Source organism: Yoonia sp. MH D7, assembly GCF_054439475.1.
The window spans coordinates 1,453,330-1,474,955 of record NZ_JBTJCF010000001.1 but is presented as its reverse complement, the minus strand read 5'-3'; the positions used below and the strand labels follow the sequence as shown (position 1 = coordinate 1,474,955).

The 21,626-nt window shown below is 53.3% G+C and carries 19 protein-coding genes; 12 read left to right on the top strand and 7 right to left on the bottom strand.

Translation table 11 applies throughout. The features are described 5' to 3' along the window. Positions 1-58 precede the first annotated feature (58 nt). The 3 genes from ACXLHR_RS07185 to ACXLHR_RS07175 all read left to right on the top strand — a co-directional run bounded on the left by ACXLHR_RS07185 (position 59) and on the right by ACXLHR_RS07175 (position 3,048). Complete coding sequence (locus ACXLHR_RS07185) at positions 59-997, top strand: IS110 family RNA-guided transposase (protein WP_458789636.1); 939 nt, start codon at positions 59-61, stop codon at positions 995-997. Between the two features lie 699 nt (positions 998-1,696). Next, complete coding sequence (locus tag ACXLHR_RS07180; protein WP_458790808.1) at positions 1,697-1,846, top strand: hypothetical protein; 150 nt, start codon at positions 1,697-1,699, stop codon at positions 1,844-1,846. Between the two features lie 368 nt (positions 1,847-2,214). Further along, positions 2,215-3,048 (top strand): SH3 domain-containing protein, encoded by an 834-nt coding sequence (locus ACXLHR_RS07175; protein WP_458790807.1) that lies wholly within the window; start codon positions 2,215-2,217, stop codon positions 3,046-3,048. 380 nt (positions 3,049-3,428) lie between these two features. On the opposite strand, the gene ACXLHR_RS07170 is transcribed toward ACXLHR_RS07175, so the two are convergent. From ACXLHR_RS07170 to ACXLHR_RS07145, 6 genes are all read right to left on the bottom strand, one after another. Next, positions 3,429-4,910, bottom strand: coding sequence for a tripartite tricarboxylate transporter permease (locus ACXLHR_RS07170; protein ID WP_458790806.1), 1,482 nt, complete (start codon positions 4,908-4,910; stop codon positions 3,429-3,431). Beyond that, a complete protein-coding gene (locus ACXLHR_RS07165) occupies positions 4,907-5,353 on the bottom strand; it encodes a tripartite tricarboxylate transporter TctB family protein (protein WP_458790805.1) in 447 nt (148 codons plus the stop codon). The genes ACXLHR_RS07170 and ACXLHR_RS07165 overlap by 4 nt, the downstream gene beginning before the upstream one ends. Positions 5,354-5,356: 3 nt before the next feature. After that, entirely contained in the window at positions 5,357-6,337 is a 981-nt protein-coding gene (locus tag ACXLHR_RS07160) for a Bug family tripartite tricarboxylate transporter substrate binding protein (protein ID WP_458790804.1), read from the bottom strand. Between the two features lie 371 nt (positions 6,338-6,708). After that, positions 6,709-7,518, bottom strand: coding sequence for a carbohydrate ABC transporter permease (locus tag ACXLHR_RS07155; protein ID WP_458790803.1), 810 nt, complete (start codon positions 7,516-7,518; stop codon positions 6,709-6,711). After that, the gene (locus tag ACXLHR_RS07150; protein WP_458790802.1) at positions 7,515-8,381 is read right to left on the bottom strand and encodes a carbohydrate ABC transporter permease; all 867 of its coding nucleotides are present in this window, start codon (positions 8,379-8,381) and stop codon (positions 7,515-7,517) included. Before ACXLHR_RS07150 ends, ACXLHR_RS07155 begins: the two co-directional genes overlap by 4 nt. 31 nt (positions 8,382-8,412) lie before the next feature. Next, positions 8,413-9,171, bottom strand: coding sequence for a DeoR/GlpR family DNA-binding transcription regulator (locus tag ACXLHR_RS07145; protein WP_458792496.1), 759 nt, complete (start codon positions 9,169-9,171; stop codon positions 8,413-8,415). Between the two features lie 255 nt (positions 9,172-9,426). Between ACXLHR_RS07145 and glpD the strand changes: the two genes are divergently transcribed. The 9 genes from glpD (at position 9,427) to ACXLHR_RS07100 (ending at position 20,352) form a co-directional block, all read left to right on the top strand. Further along, on the top strand, positions 9,427-11,037 hold the full coding sequence (gene glpD / locus ACXLHR_RS07140; protein ID WP_458790801.1) for a glycerol-3-phosphate dehydrogenase: 1,611 nt from the start codon (positions 9,427-9,429) through the stop codon (positions 11,035-11,037). A gap of 40 nt (positions 11,038-11,077) precedes the next feature. Further along, positions 11,078-12,169, top strand: coding sequence for an ABC transporter ATP-binding protein (locus tag ACXLHR_RS07135; RefSeq protein WP_458790800.1), 1,092 nt, complete (start codon positions 11,078-11,080; stop codon positions 12,167-12,169). A 12-nt stretch (positions 12,170-12,181) separates the two neighbouring features. Continuing rightward, positions 12,182-13,261 carry an ABC transporter ATP-binding protein gene (locus ACXLHR_RS07130; protein ID WP_458790799.1) on the top strand — a complete coding sequence of 360 codons (1,080 nt, stop codon included), beginning with the start codon at positions 12,182-12,184 and terminating at the stop codon, positions 13,259-13,261. Between the two features lie 39 nt (positions 13,262-13,300). Further along, positions 13,301-14,173 (top strand): carbohydrate ABC transporter permease, encoded by an 873-nt coding sequence (locus ACXLHR_RS07125; RefSeq protein WP_458790798.1) that lies wholly within the window; start codon positions 13,301-13,303, stop codon positions 14,171-14,173. Beyond that, a complete protein-coding gene (locus ACXLHR_RS07120) occupies positions 14,173-15,021 on the top strand; it encodes a carbohydrate ABC transporter permease (RefSeq protein ID WP_458790797.1) in 849 nt (282 codons plus the stop codon). Before ACXLHR_RS07125 ends, ACXLHR_RS07120 begins: the two co-directional genes overlap by 1 nt. A gap of 22 nt (positions 15,022-15,043) precedes the next feature. Further along, positions 15,044-15,316: a DUF2160 domain-containing protein gene (locus tag ACXLHR_RS07115; RefSeq protein ID WP_458790796.1), complete on the top strand. Its 273-nt coding sequence runs from the start codon at positions 15,044-15,046 to the stop codon at positions 15,314-15,316. 75 nt (positions 15,317-15,391) lie between these two features. Continuing rightward, positions 15,392-17,113 carry an ABC transporter substrate-binding protein gene (locus ACXLHR_RS07110; RefSeq protein ID WP_458790795.1) on the top strand — a complete coding sequence of 574 codons (1,722 nt, stop codon included), beginning with the start codon at positions 15,392-15,394 and terminating at the stop codon, positions 17,111-17,113. A 129-nt stretch (positions 17,114-17,242) separates the two neighbouring features. Beyond that, positions 17,243-18,730 (top strand): glycerol kinase GlpK, encoded by a 1,488-nt coding sequence (glpK, locus tag ACXLHR_RS07105; RefSeq protein ID WP_458790794.1) that lies wholly within the window; start codon positions 17,243-17,245, stop codon positions 18,728-18,730. 479 nt (positions 18,731-19,209) lie between these two features. Then, on the top strand, positions 19,210-20,352 hold the full coding sequence (locus tag ACXLHR_RS07100) for an iron-containing alcohol dehydrogenase (RefSeq protein ID WP_458790793.1): 1,143 nt from the start codon (positions 19,210-19,212) through the stop codon (positions 20,350-20,352). 285 nt (positions 20,353-20,637) lie between these two features. Here ACXLHR_RS07100 and ACXLHR_RS07095 read toward each other — a convergent pair whose 3' ends face one another. Next, a complete protein-coding gene (locus ACXLHR_RS07095; protein WP_458790792.1) occupies positions 20,638-21,585 on the bottom strand; it encodes a mechanosensitive ion channel family protein in 948 nt (315 codons plus the stop codon). Between the last annotated feature and the right edge of the window lie 41 nt (positions 21,586-21,626).

Below are 21,626 nucleotides of genomic sequence, written 5' to 3'. Positions count from 1 at the left end.
GGCCTGAACGGATACGCGTGCAACAAGTCACGTATGACAAGCATAGGATATGGAGAATATGACAGATCATAACATTGGCGTGGACATTTCTAAATCCCATCTGGACGTGTTTCGATTGGAAGACGACATGGCTAAACGCTTCGATAATTCAATCACAGGCTTCCGTGCTCTTATCAGATGGTTGGGCAAGGCGACCCGTGTAGCGAGGGTCGTTTACGAGCCGACAGGATCGTATCACAAAGCCTTTGAAGCGACACTTGGGAAGGTGTTACCATTGGTCAAGGTAAATCCTTTGCAGGCGCGCCGTTTTGCGCAGGCCCATGGTACGAGAGCTAAGACTGATGCAGTCGATGCTCGAATGTTGGCGCTTATGGGCGCGGCATTTAATCTTGAACCACAAGTGCCTCTCCCGAAAGAAGCAATTGACCTCAAAGACTTGCATGTTGCGCGGGCTGGGTTGGTCAAGGATCGCACCAGATTGCGCAACCGTGCTCAAATTCAGGGGTTATCTCTCCTGAAACGCCAAACCAAAGCGCGTCTCACGCTAGTGGAACGCCAGATCGTTGAGTTGGACGCCGAGATAGCAGCGCTGATCCAGGCGCGGGAGAGCACCGCACGTACGCATGATATTTTGCGTTCCATGCCCGGTGTCGGCGCTGTTTCTGCTGCCGCAATATTGACCCTGATGCCCGAACTCGGCACGCTAGATCGCAAACAAGTGGCCAGCCTGGCTGGTCTCGCCCCCATCACACGCCAGTCTGGATTATGGCAGGGCAAAGCGTCCATCGGAAGCGGGCGCAAGCCCTTGCGCGATGCCCTTTACATGCCCGCATTAGTCGCCATGCGCTGGAACCCAGACCTCAAAGCAAAATACGAACACCTACGAGACGTGGGAAAACCCGCCAAGGTCGCAATTGTCGCTATAATGCGGAAGCTAATCGAAATCGCAAATGCACTTGTCAAAGCTAATCGCAAATGGACACCAAAAACCGCTTGATCAAGACGGATACTCTCGACTTACAACAATGACCGCCCGAATATGGGCATCGGCGGCATCACACCCGCACAGAAACTAAAAATGGCCGCGTAAGTTCTACAGCCGCACCCCGTTAAAAATGGGGGGATTACCTAATCAGCGGGAAATTTGCGGATGAAGTGAGTGTCGCCGAAGTCCGCATTGCGGACTAGGATGTAACCCTTATCGTGTGATGGATAGCTGACCATCTGGACCCGGCAATGTTCAACCTTATTTGCATGTAGCAAATGGCAGCAAACCCCAAACTGGAGATTTTAAAACATGTTGCCCCAAAGCTCATCTTCCCGCGGCTATTTTAGCATCGCCAGTCCACGGCATTATTTAGGGACTGTAAGAAAACTCACAGGGCGATGAGCTAAGATGGTCACGTGTATGATCTTTACCTACGTTGAACTAAATCAGTTTTGCCAATGATTTAATACCAAGGAATGGCGTCACACACGGGTAAATCCAGATTGGGCTAATTCCAAAGCGATGTGGATAATAATGGGTTTTCGGTGTGATCGGCTCGTAGCCGTCTGTAGTTGTGATTTGAAATGCTCGTCCAGCTCTGACTTGAAAGGAAGACAGCACTGAGGCCATCAGCACCCAAGCTCAACCCAAGATGATCTCGTTATAACTGACGTATTAGAAACACGTCATAATCGGGAGAAATTGATCATGGCTAGGGTCTTCGGCGAGATCATTGGTACGGTTGTATCTGAACGGGAAATCGGCTGGTTGGAGGTGCTGCGTGATGCGTCTGGCAACGCTGATCCAGCGGTTACGACGCGAGCGCGGGCAGCTGTTCGTGCAATCTTGGGGAAATGAGGACCCAACAATGAACGCGATTGCACTAAAACCACTGACGGCGAATGAACGGCAGTGGATTGAGACGTTGTGCGTGATGACTGACGATAGAGTTCCTGAGCTAAGTTTGCGTGCGCGTGTCAGGCTGGGGCGAAGTGTTCCAGTTCCAGCCTGTGATATTGTTTCGGCGTGATGGCCCGCTATGGCGTGGCCGACCGTGGAGATCGGTTGCTGTGGGCGTGACTGTATAAACTAGGATACGAGGCAGGTGGGAGCACGCCCGAATAAAACAAAGGCTTACTTTTCCGTTTCTGGTGATAGTCTATGGTTTGGCAAGTGTCGCAGGTGACATGAATAGTCGCTGTGACCATTTTGGGAGGTAAAACATTATGACACTAGATAAACGCATCAAGCATCAAGCGAAGCTGGTTTTCATGGCTTCTATTATGTCTTTCGTTGGTGCTACGGCACATGCTGAGATCGATGGCCATGGCCCTGATGCCTGGCGCGGCAACGGAGTTTCGTCCAATGACACTCTTAACGTGCGGATGGGGCCGGGCACCAGCTATCCGGTGATCGAGCGTTTTGCTCATAACGAGCGAAATTTGGAGCAGATTACCTGCGTGCCTTTTTATAATGCCGGCCATTATAGTGCGTTAACCCAAGCACAGATCGCGGCGCTGCCACAACGCTGGTGTCTGATGCGTACCGCAGGAATGGATAAGGCTGGATGGGTGGCGCAACGGTTCATCACGCCAGATCAATCGGGCGAGGGGCAAGCCCAATCTCAGAGCTTTAGCGCGCCGCAGGGCAATGCGCTGCAGTCTGATCAGGTCGGTTTGGATCATGTTGTTGAGGGCGCCCGTAATCTGGTTGAGGAGCTTTACTATCACCAGATAGAGACCGATGCCTCGGGTGGACCCGGTCCTCTGGATCCCGTGAACGCGAACATGTATTTCACGGACGATATTGTCGCATGGCTCAACTCGGGCAACGTTCAGGCGCATCCTTTGTTCGGGGCGCAGGATTTTGACGGGACGGTTCAGTCTCCGACACCCGATCCCGACCAGCCGATGTTCCGCGGTATGGTGACAATCAATGTTGATTTTACAAACTTTGGTCAGCAACAACGTGCGGTATTTCATCTGCGTGCCGACACTACCAAACCCGGCGCACCCTTGCGGATCTTCAATGTTGAGCATGACGGCTGGTCCTACCCATAAAGCAGCGGAGAACAAGGATATGACATTTATGCCTTCCCTGAACCAAATAACCAGCTTTGTGGCTGATGCCGGAGGATGAACTCCGACAGGTCAGACGTGTAGGCTGGATCGATGTTGCTGTCATTCGGGTCCGAGATATTAGGTGTGGGACTATGACGGGTCACAACGACCGTTGAGCCATCGAACGGCCCAGTTAAGGCCCTCTCAGGCCAGCGGAGATGGTCTTGATGAACGCGTAGCGTCATTTGTCCGTGCAACGCTGGCGCTAGATGTTCAAAACAGTTTTGACAATCGACTAACAGCGTAACAGTGTTTTTCGTTCGGGTTGGGAGCTGACGCCTTAATCAGAGCGGGATTATCAAGTGGTGCCGTCATGGTGTTTATCTGTGCCGCAGGGCTTGCACGATCGACATTGCGATGAGTGCAATGATCATCACGACAAAGATTGCCGATATCGGGCGCTCCAAAAAGACCATTGGATCACCGCGCGAAATTAAGAGGGCGCGCCGCAGGTTGGTCTCGATCAAGGGTCCGAGAACAAACCCCAACAGCAAAAGTGCCGGATTAAACCGTGCCAGTGAAAGTGCATAGCCAATCGCGCCGATAAGGGCCACGGCGAAGATGTCAAAGCTGGCGCCGCGCAATGAATAAACGCCAAGGCAGACGAAAATAAGGATTGCCGGATAGAGCCAGCGGAACGGGATACGCAGCATCGCCACCCAGATACCGATCAGCGGCAGGTTGAGGATCAGCAACAAAAGATTGCCGATGCCGAAACTGGCGATCAGGCCCCAGAACATATCGGGCCGTGCCTCTAGCATCAGAGGTCCGGGTTGCACCCCGTGGATAATTAGTGCGCCCAGCATCAACGCCATGATCGGATCGCCGGGGATGCCGAGTGTGAGGGTTGGCACAAATGCGCTGATAGCTGCGGCGTTGTTGGCGGCCTCGGGGGCTGCGACACCTTCGATTGCACCGTTGCCAAATTTTTCCGGTGTGCGCGAGACGCGACGTTCAACGGCGTAAGCGAGGAAGGATGAAATTGTGGAGCCTGTGCCCGGAAGTGCGCCGAAGAAACTGCCGAGACTTGCGCCGCGTAGGGCAGGGAAGGGGATGCGCCTCAACTCTGCGCGGCTTGGCAGCAGTTCGCGCAGTGCGATGCGGTGCGGCACGCCTGCACGTTCGGCGACTTGGATGTTCGCGATCACCTCGGCCACGCCAAACAGTCCCATCGCGAGTGCCACGAGGTTGATGCCGTCCATCAGATCGGTTTGACCGAAAATGAACCGTTGCGCGCCTGAATTCACGTCGGTGCCTACGGTGCCGAGGATCAGCCCTAGCACGACCATAGCAAAGCCTTTCGTCGCGTTGGTTGCCCCGATAGTCGATGCAGCGACAAGACCGAGGATCATCATCGCGGCATAGTCGGCGGCCCCAAACGAGGTCGCTGCGCGCGATAGGACGCCTGACAGCAGGATCAAAACAAGGATGCCAAACATCGAACCGAGAAAACTGGAGGTCATTGAAGTGAATAGCGCCACGCCCGCGCGGCCTTGCTGGGCCATTGGATAGCCATCAAGTGTGGTGACTGCGGATTGTGGTGTGCCCGGCAGGCGCAGCAGGATGGACGCCACGGAGCCGCCGTATTGTGATCCGTAGTAAACGCCTGACAGCATGATTAACGCCGCTTCGGGGCTAAGATAATAGGTGATTGGCAGCAAAAGAGAGATCGTCGCCATCGCTCCGATACCGGGCAGGACGCCGACGAAAGTGCCCAAGACCACGCCGAACACGCAGTAGATCAGCACCTCGGGTTGCAAGGACACCTGTAAGCCGTGTAGGAACCCTTCCCAGCCAGTCATCGTGTATTTGGCCAAAGCGGGATCGTCATTTTCAAGCCGAAGTGAAATATCAGGACAGATATTGCGGTGACGGTAAGGGCCAGCACCAGACGCCAGATGATCCGGCGATCAGGGGCTGCAATCGAGGCGATCAGGACGGTTGCCATTGTGACTGGCACAAGTCCTAAGCGTTCTAAACCGATCGCAAAGACGAGGATTGCCGTTAGCACAGTGGCAGCCTCTTTCCACGCGATGCTGGCAACGTGTCCCGACCGCGCCCACGCGGGGACGGCGACCATTAGGCCAAGCACGGCCAGCACAGCGCCGAGGAGTGCGGGGAAAAAACCCGGTCCCATGCGGCGGAGCGAGCCGATATCGTAATGTGCTGCCGCATATAGTGCGACGAAAAGGCCGGTGGCGGCGAGCAGCACGCCACCGGCAAGATCATAGACATCGCGCTTCATGATTTAGGACTTTGCGTCAATCCGGTCGAGCACCGAACCCCAGATTGCGGTATCCTCGGTTATCCGCTGTTGCAGCTCTTCCGGCGTGCCGCCGACGGCCTGCCAACCCATGTCCAAGAGCCGCGTTTTCACAGCCGTGTCTTGCAGGATTGCGTTGATATCGGTGTTCAGTTTTTGCGTGATCGCTGCACTGGTGCCTGCGGGCGCGATAAATGCGTTCCACAATTCGGCCCTGAAATCATCAGGAAGTCCGCCTTGACCTGCCATCACGGGCACACCCGGTGCCTGATCGAAGGGCGCAAGTGAGGTGATGCCTAGGATTTTTAATGTACCTGCTTCAACGTGTTGCATCGCGGCGGAGGGGGCCATGAAACCAGAGTCGATTTCGCCGCCGATAATGGCTGTCGTGACCTCGGCGTAGGAGGTGTAAGGAATGTGTAGCATGTCCACATTGGCGCGGTCCGAGAACAGCTCTGCGGTCAGATGTGCGCCAGAGCCTTGGCCGACAGAACCGTAGGTCAGGGCCTCAGCCTCGACGCCAGCGGCGGCGATGAAGCCTGCAACGTCTTCAGATGCGAAGTCAGCGGCCACCACAAGCACCAGCGGCGATGTCGCGATCAGCACAACGGGGATGATGTCAGCCGCGACATCGTAGCCAAGATCAGGCATTAGCCGTGGCGCGGTGGTCATCGGGCCGTTGATCGTTGTTCCAAAAGCGTAATCGGTATCTTTTGCGTTCAGCATTTGCTGGATGCCAATCACGCCACCAGCGCCCGGTTTGTTTTCGATGACAATCGGCTGGCCCAGTGCGGTGGCGAGCGGTTCAGTGATGATCCGCGCCAGCAAATCAGGCGATGAGCCAGCGGGGAATCCTACGAACGCATGCAGCGGCTTGCTTGGCCAAACGGCGTCTTGTGCCAGAACTGGCGTTGCGAGGATCAGAGCGGTAGCGCCCAAAAGGGCCGCGCGGCGCGTGATGTTCATGATTGTCTCCTCGGGGTGTCATTTTGCATTAGTAAATGTCTTGAACCTATAGATTGCGGAAAAGATTGCCTTTGGCAAGACGGTGTTAGTGGTTGTGCTCCTGACACTTCCGGAACAGTCTCAGGTTTGGTTGAGACCAAGCCGTAACAATTTGGTGAAATTTGTTTGCGTTGGCTCAAAAACGTCAACAAACTTGTTTACTTAGGACAACAATCTGACAGGTAGACGTAAAGGACTTAGCTTCAAAACGTAAACAATCGTGACATCAAATGTCACGAAATTCGAAGGCGCTCCAAGCGAATGAGGACCTAGAAGCTATGATCAAATACCTGAAATCATTGTTTTTGTCGGCTTAGAACCGCGAAATTGTTTCAAACTCGGCCAATCCTAAAGCCCCTAGACAGGTGATTGCGCATCGTAAACAGCAATGCGGCGCCGGGTAAGATTGATGCGACAGTTACCGCCATTACCAATCCAATATCGGTCTGGAAACCAAAGAGTGCATTGATTGCCATGCTGATCGGTTTGCCATTGGTGGTGGTCAAGATACGCGCGAAAACCACCTCAACCCATGAGAACATAAAGCAAAAGAACGCGGTGACTGCGATTCCTGAGGAAATCTGTGGCATGAGGAATTTCCAAATAAACCGTGGGCGTGAATAGCCGTCGAGAAATGCGGTTTCATCCATTTCTTTGGGAACGCCCGAAATGAAGCCTTGTAAGATCCAGATTGAGATTGGCAGATTAAACAAACAATGTGCCAACCCAATTCCAAAGACCGAGTTCACAATACCTAGGCTGGAAAAGAGCTGGAATATTGGCAAAGTGAGCACCACAGGCGGCGTGATCCGAAATGCGATGAAGGCTAGGAAGAGATGTTTGTCGCCAACGAACGACATGCGGGAGAAAGCATATGCCGCTGGTATCGCCACGGGGATGGTGATCGCTATGTTGATCAGCACATAGGCAATTGAATTGAGGAAAGCCGAGCGCAAATTAGGGTTGCTCCAGATACCCGCGTAATTTGAAAGCGTAAAGGTGCCTACATCGGTGGTGGGGGATGGCAAGGTGGCCGTGAAGCTGATCATGGTCATTTGGATCAGTGGTAAGCATGCAAAGGCAATGAAGCTGAGTAAGAGGGTTCGCTTTACCACAGGCAAATATTTCAACGGGCGCTTCATGCTCTGTCTGCGCGATCAAGCCTGACTTGGGCTTTGCTAAAGGTCCATGCGACAGTCAAGACGATCAGGAAATAGATCACGGAGCGCGCGGCGGAGGGGCCATAGTTGAAGGCCTTGATCTCTTCGCCAAGATCAACGGCGAGGAACATGGTCGCAGCATTTGGTCCGCCCGCGTTGATCGGAAATGCCTCGGTGTAGATCATGAATGAATCCATGAACCGCAACAGGATTGCCATGAGGAGCACGTTATAAAGTTTGGGCAGTTGAATGAAGCGAAACACCTGCCAGGGGCCTGCGCTATCGATTGCTGCGGCCTGATAATGGGCGGCTGGAATTGTGGTGAGCGCACTGTAGCACAGGATCACCACAAGACTGGTCCAATGCCAGACGTCCATTGCGATGATCACCGCCCAAGTATGCGTAACGGATAACTTCCAATCGGCAGGCCAGCCAAGTTGAGGGAAGAGCCACCCCAGAATGCCAGTGTCTGGATTAAGCAGGCTGAGCCAGAGTGAAGGGATCATGTTCCACGGCACAAGGAGCGGCAGGGCTATGATGGCAAGTGTGATGCCGACCCAGAATCTTCGTCGGGGAATGCAAAGAGCAATCGCGATGCCAAGTGGAATTTGGATGGCGAGGATCAGGACCGAGAATAAAGTGCTGCGGCCAAAGCTAGCCCAGAAGCGACCAGAGCCAATGATTTCTGTATACCAGTCGGTTCCGACCCAGAAACGCGTATCGAGAATAAAGATTTCGAAGAAGGAATAGTTGATCACTGTGATGAGGGGGATCAGCCCGATGAGCCCAATCACAAGTGTTGCGGGTAAGACGAAAATCCAACCTGTGTTGTCGCGATTTTTCAAACGAGCGCCTCCAACTACGATTTCTACCTGATCAGACAATAATCACGTCGGTCCCCCAGTTGGTGCAGTTGGAAATAAGATCCTTGGACAGGCTGCTGTCGGTGAAGAGCATGGTGACATCGCTCAGAGAGCAGATCGTGAGCGGTGCTTTGCGTTCGAATTTAATATGATCCGCGACGACCATGACCTTTCGAGATCTTTTGATAGCGGTGCTGCTGACCATGATTTCCTGGCCATCAAAATCAAGCAGGTCACCATCGGGATCGATTGCAGAGCAGCCAAGGACAGAATAATCAAACTTGAATTGCTTTACCATCTCCACGGTCAAGCCGCCGACAATGCCGCCGTCTGCGCGTCGCAGGACGCCGCCAGCTAAGATGATTTCACAGCTGTGATTTGCAGCCAGAATATTCGCGATGTTCAAATTGTTGGTCACGACGAGCAGGTTTTCGTGGTCAAGCAGTTCATGCGCCACGGCTTCGGTGGTGGTTCCGATGTTCATAAAAACCGAGGCCCCGTTGGGGATTTCCTGCGCACATCTGACAGCAATCGCCTTTTTGCCAGCCTCGTTTAACTTGCGGCGTTCTTCATATTGAATATTGATGACGCCCGAAGGGACAACTGCGCCCCCGTGCACGCGTTTCAGTCGCCCACTATCTGCCAGATCGGACAGATCGCGACGTATGGTTTGGACGGTCACGTCATAGAGTTCTGCAAGGCCGTCAACCGTGACTTTCCCGTCTTTACGGGCCATTTCGAGTATCTCTTGTTGTCTGAAGTTCGAGACCATGGCTTCCTCATTTGCATTACCGTAACGCACGCCAAGGCTGCGGTGTCCGTTTTCCAGTAATAACCAACAGCGTTAACTAAACGTCAAGTGTTCGATTCGCGTCAAAATGCTAGAAATCGCATTGTTGGGGGCGTGTCGAAAATAAAAACGTCTCACTTTCAGTGTGTTAGTCACAAACGAAAGAAAGCGAACATTCGTTATTGCTTTAGTTTCTAATTCAGTGTTGTTTGACTTTATGTCGCAAGCCGGAAGGCTATGGCGGAATTTGAATGCGGGGAGGCTTCAGTGGACCAACGTGAAAGTCACGACATCGTCGACCTTTTTGTCATTGGTGGCGGCATCAATGGATGCGGTATTGCCCGTGACGCGGTCGGCCGCGGGCTCAGCGTTGAGTTGGCTGAAATGAATGATTTAGCCTCGGCCACGTCCTCTGCGTCGACCAAGCTTTTCCACGGCGGTTTGCGCTATCTGGAATATTGGGAAGTCCGTCTTGTGCGTGAGGCGTTGATCGAACGCGAGACGCTGTTGCGGGCAATGCCGCATATTTCATGGCCGATGCGGTTCGTGTTACCCTACCATGAAGACATGCGCTTTGACGGCGATACGCCGACGTCGAAGGTTTTGAACATTGTGATGCCGTGGATGAAGGGGCGTAGGCCTGCATGGCTCATTCGCTTTGGCTTGTTCCTGTATGACAATCTTGGTGGACGCAAGATTTTGAAGGGGACAACCTCTTTGAACTTGAGTGGAACCCCTGAGGGGGCACCGCTTGAGAGCCGTTTTCAGAAAGCCTTTGAATATTCCGATTGCTGGATCGAAGATAGCCGGCTGGTCGCCCTCAATGCCCGCGACGCCGTGGCTCGTGGCGCCAAGATCAATGTCCGCACGAAGGTTACGTCCGCAGAACAGATTGACGGAATATGGCATGTGGGCCTAGAGCCAAAAGGTGGCTCTCCGCGCGTCGTGAAGGCACGTATGTTGGTGAATGCTGGTGGCCCTTGGGTCGAAAATATCATCCGCAACACCGTGCGGATCAATTCCACCGAAGGTGTGCGGCTTGTGCGTGGCAGTCACATCGTGACCCGCAAACTTTATGACCATGATAAATGCTATTTCTTTCAGGGTGAAGACGGGCGGATTATCTTTACGATCCCTTACGAGACCGATTTTACATTGATCGGCACGACCGATGCCGACCATACAGATGTTAACCAAAAGCCCGTTTGCACGCCCGAAGAGCAGGATTATCTTTTGGCGTTCGCGTCCAAATATCTAAAAGAAGACGTGACAAAGGATGATGTCGTCTGGACCTACTCTGGCGTGCGGCCGCTCTATAATGACGGCGCAAGCTCGGCTACTGCTGCAACCCGCGATTATGTATTGAAGGTTGATCAGTCGGCTGGCGCGCCGATCCTGAATGTCTTTGGCGGTAAAATCACGACATATCGCAAGCTCGCTGAAACTGCTTTGGAAAAGATCACGCCATTCTTTCCAAAAGCAGGCAAGCCTTGGACCTCTGGCGTGCCTTTACCAGGTGGTGATTTCCCAGTCGACGGGGTTGCCGCACTGACGCAGCGTCTGGCCGCGAAGTATCCATTTCTGAGCGCCGCTTGGGTCACGCGTTTGGTCAAGGCTTATGGTCTGGACGCATTTGAAGTGCTGGGAGACGCGAAGGCTGAGGCCGATCTTGGTCAAAACTTCGGGGCGAATTTGACTGAGCGGGAAGTGAACTGGCTGGTTGAAAACGAATTTGCGCGCACTGCGGAAGATATCGTTTGGCGTCGCTCAAAACTAGGTCTTCGTCTGACGACACAAGAAATTGACGTGCTTGACGCATGGTTGGCAAAAGCGCCTGCTACGTCGTGATAGCAGGACGCAGCGTAAGCTGCGAAAAGGGGAGAGAGAAATGTCACTTGTTTTAGAGGGCGTGTCGAAGGTCATGAATGGCCAGACACATATTTACCCCACTGATTTGGAGTTGCAGTCGGGCACAATGAACGTGTTGCTTGGGCCAACGTCGTCCGGGAAGACGTCATTGATGCGTCTGATGGCGGGACTTGATGTGCCTAATACAGGTAAGGTGATCTGGGGCGGAAAAGACGTCACTGGCATGCGTGTGCAAGATCGCGGTGTCGCGATGGTGTATCAGCAATTCATTAATTATCCGTCGATGACCGTTTACGAGAATATTGCCAGTCCGATGCGATTGTTGAAGCAATCCGCCGATCAGATTGATGCTGCCGTGAAAAAGGCAGCTGACCTGATGAAGCTCACCCCGTTTCTGGATCGCAAGCCGCTTGCTCTTTCTGGTGGTCAGCAACAGCGTTGTGCGCTTGCGCGGGCGTTGGTGAAGGATGCGGGCCTTGTGTTGCTAGATGAGCCTTTGGCAAACCTCGACTATAAATTGCGCGAAGAATTGCGCGCAGAGATCCCGAAGATTTTCGAAGAAGCGGGTTCAATCTTTGTTTATGCGACCACGGAGCCTGAAGAGGCGCTGTTACTAGGCGGGAATACGGCCACGATTTGGGAAGGCCGTATCACGCAATTTGACAAGACCCCGATCGTTTATCGCCAGCCAGTGAATGCGACGACCGCGCGCGTATTTTCTGATCCACCGATGAACTTTTTGAAGTTTGAGAAGGCAGGAAATCAGCTTCGTTTTGGTGACGGGCAGGTGACCAGTGCTACCTCTGGTGCTTTTGCAGGGCTTGGCGATGGCAACTTTGTAGCGGGCTTTCGTCCGAACCACCTAAAGTTGAACAAGGAAGCGCCCGACGCGCTAGAGTTTACGGGTAAGTTGACCGTCACAGAGATTACAGGGTCGGAGACATTTATCCACCTTAGGCATCACGGCGAAAACTGGGTGGGCTTGGTGCATGGCGTTAAGAATTTGAAGATCGGTGCGCCGCTCAGTGTCTATCTCGACCAAGCTCACGTTTATATCTTTGCGCAAGACGGCACCTCTGTCGCCGCTGCGTCTTATGCTGCTGCAGCTTGAGGGAACGGAACAATGGCAAAAATTACCCTCGAAAATCTGGCACATTCCTACCTGCCGAACCCAAAGCATGAAGACGACTATGCGCTTAAAGAGTTAAATCACGATTGGGTGGATGGCGAGGCCTATGCCCTGCTTGGGTCATCCGGGTGCGGAAAATCCACGTTGCTCAACATCATTTCTGGCCTGTTGCACCCCAGTCAGGGGCGCATTCTGTTCAACGATAAGGACGTCACAAACGCGCCCACGACGCAGCGCAATATTGCGCAGGTTTTCCAGTTTCCCGTGGTCTATGACACGATGACCGTGCGCGATAACTTGGCGTTTCCACTGCGCAACCGTGGTGCTGACCCCGCCTATATCAAAGACCGCGTGCAGCAGATTGCCGCGATGATTGGGATGGAAGATAGCCTGAACCACAAGGCGCGTGGTTTGACGGCAGATGCCAAGCAAAAGATCTCGCTTGGTCGTGGCATGGTGCGTGAAGATGTGAATGCGTTGTTGTTTGACGAGCCGCTGACGGTGATTGATCCGCATATGAAGTGGGAACTACGAACACAGCTCAAATCGCTACACCATGAGTTTGGCCACACGATGATTTACGTGACCCATGACCAGACTGAGGCGCTGACCTTTGCGGATAAAGTGGTTGTTATGTATGATGGTCGCGTGGTGCAAATGGGCACGCCGCAAGAATTGTTCGAGACCCCTGAGCATACGTTTGTCGGTTACTTCATCGGCTCGCCGGGCATGAATGTGCTGGCCGCAGACGTGCAGGGCGATACCGCTGTCATTGGCGGGACACAAATCGCGCTTGGCAAAGGTTTTGGTCAGCCTGCGGGGAGTGTTGAAATAGGTGTGCGGCCCGAATTCACCTCGCTGAGTGCGGGTGATGCGGGATTGCCCGTGACAATCAAGCGGGTTGAAGATGTCGGTCGCCACAAGATCGTGCGCGCTGATTTCCAAGGCACGGAGATTAATATTTTGGCCGCTGAAGGCGAAAATATATCGCCCGATATGAACCGCGTTGTGTTCGATACCGCTGGCATCAACGTCTATTCCAATAGCTGGCGCGTCGCGCCTGAGGTGGCGTGATGACACACGTAATCTGTACCCCCTCAAAAGGAGTCCGCCATGAATAAGACAGTCAATCAAAAGGCCTGGTTCCTCATTCTACCAGTGCTTGTGCTCGTCGCGTTTTCGGCGGTTATTCCGTTGATGACGGTCGTGAATTATTCTGTCCAAGATACGTTTGGGCAAAACAGGTTTTTCTGGGCTGGTCTCGACTGGTTTAGGGAAATGATGGCATCCGAGCGTATGTGGGATGCTTTGGGTCGCCAGATCGCGTTTTCGGTCATCATCTTGGCGATTGAAATTCCACTCGGTATCTTTGTGGCGCTGAATATGCCGAAAAAAGGGTTCTGGGCCTCGACTTGTCTGATCCTGATGTCGCTGCCTTTGCTTATTCCTTGGAATGTGGTCGGCACGATTTGGCAGATTTTCGGGCGCGTTGATATTGGTTTGCTTGGCTATACGCTGGCCGCGCTGGGTATCGATTATAACTATACGCAAGATTTCTATGCGGCATGGGCGACTGTGATTGTGATGGATGTTTGGCACTGGACATCGTTGGTCGCATTGCTGGCTTATGCAGGTCTGCAATCTATCCCCGATGCCTATTACCAAGCGGCAAAGATCGACCAAGCCAGCCGTTGGAAAGTGTTCCGCTTTATCGAACTGCCCAAGATAATGGGCGTGCTGATGATCGCGATCCTGCTCCGCTTTATGGATAGTTTCATGATCTACACCGAGCCCTTTGTGGTGACAGGTGGCGGGCCCGGAAACTCGACGACTTTCCTGTCGATTGACTTGGTCAAGATGGCGCTCGGACAGTTCGACCTTGGTCCTGCGGCCGCCTTCTCGATTATGTATTACCTTGTGATCTTGCTGATTTCATACGTCTTCTACACTGTGATGACGAACCTCGATAAAAGGGATGGCCACTGATGTCTGACTTTACAAACACAGCCACGAAGCGCAGCTTTGCCCTACCAAAGATCAAGGGCAATGCAATCGTGATGGGTCTATACCTGTTGTTCCTTCTCTTGCCGATCTATTGGCTTTTGAACATGAGCCTGAAGACCAATTCGGAGATTTTGAACAGCTTCACCCTTTGGCCCAGCGACCTGACGTTCGACAACTATATCACGATCTTGACGGACCCGTCGTGGTATACAGGATATCTGAATTCGATGACATATGTCATCATGAACATGGTTATCTCGTTGGTTGTTGCCTTGCCTGCGGCCTATGCCTTTAGCCGCTATTCCTTTATGGGCGACAAGCATTTGTTCTTTTGGTTGCTGACCAACCGGATGGCGCCACCTGCGGTTTTCGCTCTGCCGTTCTTTCAGCTTTATAGTTCTGTCGGGTTGTTCGACACACATATTGCTGTGGCCTTGGCCCATGCGTTGTTCAATGTGCCGCTGGCAGTGTGGATCTTGGAAGGATTCATGCGCGGTGTGCCCAAGGAAATCGACGAGACGGCCTATATCGATGGCTATTCTTTTCCCAGGTTCTTCATCCGCATTTTCACACCACTGGTAGCGTCAGGTATCGGGGTGACAGCGTTCTTCTTGTTCATGTTTTCATGGGTAGAGCTGCTGCTGAGCCGGACGTTAACATCTGTGAACGCCAAGCCAATCGCCGCCACTATGACACGCACTGTTGGTGCCGCTGGGATTGACTGGGGGGTTCTCGCTGCTGCGGGTGTTCTCACAATCATTCCGGGTGCTTTGGTGATCTATTTTGTTCGCAACTACATCGCCAAGGGCTTTGCCTTGGGCCGCGTGTAAGAAGAGAAAGAGGAGAAAAACAATGGAATGGATGGCATGGACTTGGCCGACCGCCGCTTTCTTTGGGGTAATCGCCGTGACGTTGATCGCGTTTACGATCCTCGCAATCAAGTTTCCCGAGGTGCCGCGCAACGGTGCCCTTGGGATTGAAACAACGCGCGGTGACAGATTGTTCATCACGCTGCTTGGCTCGGCCTTTATCAATTTGGCCTGGCTTGGAATGTTCACCGCCCCCCAATGGGGTGCGTTGATCGTATGTCTGTTTTACGCCATCGCGGTTTTCCGCTGGGTGTAATGGCTGGCATTTGGGGGCGGTCTGGTTTGCAAGATCAGGACTGTCTTTACTGTTCTATTTTAGGGAGGAACAACAATGAACTTGCGACTTAAAGGAACGACGGCGTTAAGCCTTGCGGCGTGTATGGTTGCCGCACCGGCCTTCGCCGATATGGATGCCGCTAAGGCATTCCTTGACACAGAGATCGGTGATCTTTCAAGCTTGTCACGTGCTGACCAAGAAGCCGAGCTTCAGTTTTTTATTGATGCGGCGAAGCCATACGCAGGCATGTCGATCAATGTTGTATCTGAAACCATCGGGACACATGAATATGAGTCCACGGTTCTGGCGCCGGCATTCGAGGCCATCACCGGCATCAAAATCACCCATGACCTGATCGGTGAAGGCGACGTTGTTGAAAAGCTGCAAACGCAAATGCAGTCGGGCGAGAACATCTATGACGCCTATATCAACGATAGTGACCTGATCGGGACGCATTGGCGTTACAAGCAGGCGCGCAATCTGACCGACTGGATGGCTGGTGAAGGTGCATCTGTAACCAACCCCAACCTTGATCTGGAAGACTTTATCGGCATTTCGTTTACGACTGGCCCTGATGGTAAAGTTTATCAGTTGCCAGACCAGCAGTTCGCGAACCTCTATTGGTTCCGTGCCGATTGGTTCGATGACGCGCAGAACAAAGCGGACTTCCAAGAGAAGTATGGCTATGAGCTGGGCGTGCCTGTGAACTGGTCCGCTTACGAGGACATCGCTGAATTCTTCACCGGCCGTGACTTGTCGCGTATGGGTGTTGAAGGCGATGTCTTTGGTAACATGGACTACGGTAAGAAAGATCCGTCTTTGGGTTGGCGTTACACCGATGCGTGGCTTTCCATGGCGGGTGCGGGCGACGTAGGCGAGCCGAACGGTCTGCCAGTTGACGAATGGGGTATCCGCGTTAACGAAAAATCACAGCCAGTTGGGTCGTGCATGGCGCGCGGCGGTGCGACCAATGGTCCAGCAGCTGTATATGCTGTGACGAAGGCAATCGAGTGGTTGAATAAATACTCTCCACCGACAGCCGCAGGGATGACATTCTCTGAAGCGGGTCCAGTGCCTGCACAGGGGAATGTTGCACAGCAGATGTTCTGGTATACAACGTTCACCGCAGCATCGGTAGAGCCTGGTTTGCCTGTGATGAACGAAGACGGCACGCCAAAGTGGCGCATGGCACCATCGCCACACGGTGCATATTGGACCGAAGGCACAAAGATCGGCTACCAAGACGCCGGTTCATGGACGCTGATGGAATCGACACCTGTGGATCGTGCGCAAGCTGCGTGGCTTTATGCGCAGTTCGTGACATCCAAGACAGTGGACGTGAAGAAAAGCCATGTTGGTCTGACATTCATTCGTGAATCAACGATCCAGCACGAAAGCTTTACCGAGCGTGCACCAAAACTGGGTGGTCTGATCGAATTCTACCGTTCGCCAGCGCGGGTTCAGTGGTCGCCAACCGGCACCAACGTTCCTGACTATCCTAAACTGGCACAATTGTGGTGGCAGAACATCGGCGACGCAATGTCCGGTGCAAAGACACCACAAGAGGCACTTGATGCGCTGTGCGAAGATCAGGAAAAAGTTCTGATCCGTCTGGAGCGGTCCGGTGTTCAGGGTGAACTTGGCCCGGTTATGAACGAAGAAAGCGATCCGTCGTTCTGGTTGGACCAACCTGGTTCGCCAAAGCCAAAGCTTGAGAACGAAGACGAGACACCTGAGACAATCTCGTATGACGAGCTGATCAAATCTTGGCAGTAAGCTAAACATCCGGGGCCACATTGCTGGCCCCGGGTACCCTGACATCCACTTAATTTTCAAAGACTGTCGAATGATCCTCAGCTTCGCGGGGTCTTGGCATTCTTGTATCCTAAATCATCGAGGCCTCACATGACCCACATTCTCGCAATTGATCAAGGCACGACATCAACCCGTGCGATGGTGTTTGATAGCGCGATGGATGTTGTGGCCAGCGAACACAAAGAGTTCGCACAGCATTTTCCAAATTCTGGCTGGGTCGAACACGATCCGCTTGATTTGTGGCAGACCACGCTTGTTACCTGCAAAGACGCTTTGAGGAATGCGGGTATCTCGGCGGGCCAAATTTCTGCAATGGGCATCACTAATCAACGTGAAACCACGATTGTTTGGGATAAAACTACCGGCGAGCCCATTTATAATGCAATCGTCTGGCAAGATAGACGCACGGCCGATCAGTGTCGCGCTTTGCGCGATGCTGGCCATGAAGTGATGATCAACGAGCGCACAGGCCTTTTAGTTGATCCGTATTTTTCGGGCACCAAGCTGGGTTGGATTCTGGACCATGTTGAGGGGGCACGGGCCCGCGCCACCAAAGGTGAATTGCTGTTTGGCACAGTCGATAGTTTTTTGATTTGGAAGTTAACTGGCGGTGCTGTTCATGTGACCGACGCGACGAATGCCGCGCGCACGATGCTTTATGATATCCGCAAGGGGCGCTGGAGCAAAACCATCTGTGATCTGCTCGATATCCCGATGCAGATGCTGCCCGAGGTGAAAGATTGTGCAGATGATTTCGGTCACAGCGACGCGGCCATCTTTGGTGCGCCAATCCCGATTTGCGGCGTTGCGGGCGATCAGCAAGCGGCTGCGGTGGGGCAGGCCTGTTTCGAACCGGGGATGATGAAATCGACATATGGGACGGGCTGTTTTGCGCTCTTGAACACAGGCGAGATACCCGTCGTGTCGAAAAATCGCCTACTGACCACGATTGCCTATCAGTTGGACGGTAAGCCAACTTACGCGTTGGAAGGTTCGATTTTCGTGGCGGGCGCTGTTGTGCAATGGTTACGTGACGGCCTTCATATCATCAGCGACGCGGCCGAGACACAAGCGCTGGCAGCCCAAGCCGACCCGCATCAGCATGTTGTGATTGTTCCAGCTTTTGTGGGAATGGGCGCACCTTATTGGAATGCCGAATGCCGTGGCGCCGCCTTTGGACTGACACGCGGCACGGGACCTGCTGAAATGGCGAAAGCCGCGCTGGAGAGTGTCGGGTATCAGACGCGTGATTTGCTAGAAGCTATGTCTGCCGATTGGCAAGCGACGGGCGTGCAACCGACCTTGCGGGTTGATGGCGGCATGTCGGCAAGCGATTGGGCGATGCAATTTCTGTCCGATATTATTGGCGCTCCCGTAGATCGCCCCAAAATCCGCGAAACGACGGCTCTTGGTGTCGCTTGGCTCGCGGGCATGCATGTTGGCCTCTATCCAGATCAAGCGACTTTCGCCATGCAATGGGCCTGCGAAACCGAATTTACACCGCAAATAGAAGAGGCCACGCGTGAGCACAAATACGCGTCTTGGAAAAAGGCCGTCCAGGCCACTTTGAGTTTTTGAGGACGTAATACCACTGGTATGACCCTGCTGCGCTATCGGACGCTAAGCGCCATTAGACCCTAACTTCATTTTTCTGCTTTAAGATATCGCGAGTTCATGTCGCATCATCGCGGACGAAGTGGGCGATGGTGCGTTTGAGAGGATTTGTGCAAACAGCCCGCACCTTGCGGAGCTCGTGGCAGAAGACGTCGAGGATGTTACATGGTGAAGGATCCCGAGGCGGGGGGCTATCTGATCTATTTCGACCCTTTTTGATGGCTCGTCGAATTTGGATGTTAACTAGTCCGTTGGCTCATTTTAGCGGTGATGGAGGTTCAATCGGACGGGGACCGCAATGTCCTGAATGAAGGGCTTCATCAGGTATGCGTAGCATACGCGATTTATGGCCAGGGCCGGTAAAATTTATCCGGTCCCATTGCACAGATGGCAAATCGCTACATTTCTGCCAATATGGCACTCGCATCATAAGGCAATAATCTATGTTTTCATTCTCGAGCCCCCAAACTATCCATTTTGGACGCGGTCAAAGCCAACAGGCTGCAACTATTGCCAAGGGGTTTGGAGATCACATCTTGTTGGTTCATGGGGCCAATGCCAAGCGGGCAGAATGGCTGGTGACGTCTTGCCGTGATGCAGGACTCACAATAAAAACAATGACTTGCCAGAATGAACCGTCGTTGCCAGACATCGAGCGAGCGTTGGCGAGGATGCACGATTTCCGCCCAGCAGTCGTGATCGGGCTTGGTGGCGGGTCGGTCATTGACTTTGCCAAGGCGCTGGCCGCCCTGATCCCCTGTGCGGGGCCCGCCCTAAGTTATCTCGAGGTCGTGGGAGATGGCCGCCCATTGGACGCCGCGCCAATTCCGATGATTGCAATACCGACCACAGCGGGCACTGGTGCAGAAGTGACGAAGAACGCGGTGATTTCGGTGCCTGAACGTGGCCTTAAGGTCAGCTTACGCGACCCACGCATGATCCCGCAGCTTGCCATTGTTGACGCGGGCCTCATGCAGGGCGCGCCGCAACATGTGACACTTGCCGCTGCGTTGGATGCTGTCACCCAAGTGATCGAGCCTTATCTGTCGATCAAATCTAATCCGATGACTGACGCGATTTGTCGTGCGGCTATTCCGGTTGGTTTGCGCGAGCTGCGTAATCTGGTTGAAAATGACGCGCCGGACGCGTGGGACGCGATGGCTTGGGTCAGCACTTGTGGTGGTTTGGCTTTGACCAATGCGGGACTGGGTGCTGTTCATGGTTTTGCAGGCGTCATCGGCGGCAAAACTAATGCGCCCCACGGTGAAATTTGCGGAACATTGCTGCCTGCAGTGCTAGAAAGTCATTTGCGCAAAGCAGAGGAACATACCGACATTTACGACCGGTTAATGTGGGTAGTGGGGCAAATTGACACCAACTTTGCCACGGGTCGTCACGGTGGCGGGCTTGCCGATCTTAGGCAGTGGTCGACCACGCTGGGCCTGCGCAGCCTCAAGCATTTGGGACTGTCTTCGGACGACTATGGAGCGGTCGCAGAGGCCGCTGTTAATGCGTCTTCGATGAAAGGGAACCCGTTTTCGCTAACTCATGTGGACCTGATCGAGATATTAAGAGCGGCAAGTTAAACTCACAAACTGCATTTGCCATTTTCCCAGAGAACGATCTTCTTGTTCTCGAAAGCAGACTTTAGCCGCTCTATGAATGACCGCTTTCGCGAGACCGGCCTTGAGCTAGTTTTAGGGCAGCCCAGAATGCAGTAAGGGTCCTGCGGTGCCTCCAGTGACCCGTGTGCCGCTTGCTTCAGCTGGCTCGCTGACCTTCATTGTGGCGCCTCAAAACAATCATCAACAAGATCCCTCTGACGTTTCCGTTCATTTTTGCAATTAGTAATGATTGAAGGCGTAACGCCATTAGGAGGTTGGCCAATCGCGGGATGCTTCTGTCTTTGCAAGAGGCACGGAGAGGTCAGTCTCATCGGTGTCATGCGCTGCGCGGACCAACTGTATTCTGCGATATGGGGCGATGCTTCCGGCGCGGCGGAGTGCGTCATCGATCAGGCTGTAAACTTCATCGCGACAATCCACGGCATGTTCAAACCGCGGCACCCAGTAACGCACCGTATAGCTGATGCCACCCTCGTCGTATGATCGCACGCGGATGTCCGGCGGGGGATCCTGTTGGGTCAACTTACACTCTCGCAAGGCCTCCGACATGATCTCCCGCGCTTTCCCAATCGACAGGCCGTGGTCGAGCGTGATGTTAAGCTGCGCGCGGAAATTTTTCTTGGGTGCCGAATAGTTTGTGATGCGTTGGCGCGAGATCTGGCTGTTGGGCAGGATCAGATAGGTGCCATCGACAGTCAACAAACGTGTTGTGCGCCAGCCGATCTCGATTGCTTTACCCTGTGCTAGTGTATCGATGTCGATCCAGTCGCCGATGCGGAACGGTGCTTCGATCGTAAGTGCGATACCTGATAAGGTGTCAGCTACAACGTTGCGGATTGCAAAGCCCAAGAGCGCAAGAATGATGGTCGAGCCAGCGAAAGCACCAAGCGCACCTTGCCCCATGTAAAGTGATCCGATCGACACAAAGGCTGCCGTGAAGAAAAATGCAGTAATCAAGTCTTTAAGCAAGCGAGGATAGGGCCGGGTTCCGCCAATCTGATCCAGGATCATTGCCGTAACACGGCTCGCCACCCACGCAGCAGCCAAGTAGATGGTTGCCGTCGAAAACAGAGAGAACTCTTCGCTACTCGCCAAAAAAGCAGGCAATTCAGATTGATAGAAAACAAGGCCAACACTGACGACAAGAGCAACGGCGGGAAAGAAAAGGCGGCTCAAATGGTGTTTGATATTCAAGGAAGAATTCCTTTTGTTTTCGGAGGCTATAGCCTCCAATG

What these genes read in the sequence shown, in the direction of transcription:
- ACXLHR_RS07145 (WP_458792496.1), bottom strand. Translation starts at nt 9,171, where the DNA reads ATGGTCTCGAACTTCAGACAACAAGAGATACTCGAAATGGCCCGTAAA.
- ACXLHR_RS07165 (WP_458790805.1), bottom strand. Translation starts at nt 5,353, where the DNA reads ATGAAGCGCGATGTCTATGATCTTGCCGGTGGCGTGCTGCTCGCCGCC.
- ACXLHR_RS07155 (WP_458790803.1), bottom strand. Translation starts at nt 7,518, where the DNA reads ATGAAGCGCCCGTTGAAATATTTGCCTGTGGTAAAGCGAACCCTCTTA.
- ACXLHR_RS07160 (WP_458790804.1), bottom strand. Translation starts at nt 6,337, where the DNA reads ATGAACATCACGCGCCGCGCGGCCCTTTTGGGCGCTACCGCTCTGATC.
- ACXLHR_RS07115 (WP_458790796.1), top strand. Translation starts at nt 15,044, where the DNA reads ATGGAATGGATGGCATGGACTTGGCCGACCGCCGCTTTCTTTGGGGTA.
- ACXLHR_RS07135 (WP_458790800.1), top strand. Translation starts at nt 11,078, where the DNA reads ATGTCACTTGTTTTAGAGGGCGTGTCGAAGGTCATGAATGGCCAGACA.
- ACXLHR_RS07175 (WP_458790807.1), top strand. Translation starts at nt 2,215, where the DNA reads ATGACACTAGATAAACGCATCAAGCATCAAGCGAAGCTGGTTTTCATG.
- ACXLHR_RS07110 (WP_458790795.1), top strand. Translation starts at nt 15,392, where the DNA reads ATGAACTTGCGACTTAAAGGAACGACGGCGTTAAGCCTTGCGGCGTGT.
- ACXLHR_RS07130 (WP_458790799.1), top strand. Translation starts at nt 12,182, where the DNA reads ATGGCAAAAATTACCCTCGAAAATCTGGCACATTCCTACCTGCCGAAC.
- glpD (WP_458790801.1), top strand. Translation starts at nt 9,427, where the DNA reads ATGGCGGAATTTGAATGCGGGGAGGCTTCAGTGGACCAACGTGAAAGT.
- ACXLHR_RS07180 (WP_458790808.1), top strand. Translation starts at nt 1,697, where the DNA reads ATGGCTAGGGTCTTCGGCGAGATCATTGGTACGGTTGTATCTGAACGG.
- ACXLHR_RS07120 (WP_458790797.1), top strand. Translation starts at nt 14,173, where the DNA reads ATGTCTGACTTTACAAACACAGCCACGAAGCGCAGCTTTGCCCTACCA.
- glpK (WP_458790794.1), top strand. Translation starts at nt 17,243, where the DNA reads ATGACCCACATTCTCGCAATTGATCAAGGCACGACATCAACCCGTGCG.
- ACXLHR_RS07100 (WP_458790793.1), top strand. Translation starts at nt 19,210, where the DNA reads ATGTTTTCATTCTCGAGCCCCCAAACTATCCATTTTGGACGCGGTCAA.
- ACXLHR_RS07185 (WP_458789636.1), top strand. Translation starts at nt 59, where the DNA reads ATGACAGATCATAACATTGGCGTGGACATTTCTAAATCCCATCTGGAC.
- ACXLHR_RS07125 (WP_458790798.1), top strand. Translation starts at nt 13,301, where the DNA reads ATGAATAAGACAGTCAATCAAAAGGCCTGGTTCCTCATTCTACCAGTG.
- ACXLHR_RS07170 (WP_458790806.1), bottom strand. Translation starts at nt 4,910, where the DNA reads ATGACTGGCTGGGAAGGGTTCCTACACGGCTTACAGGTGTCCTTGCAA.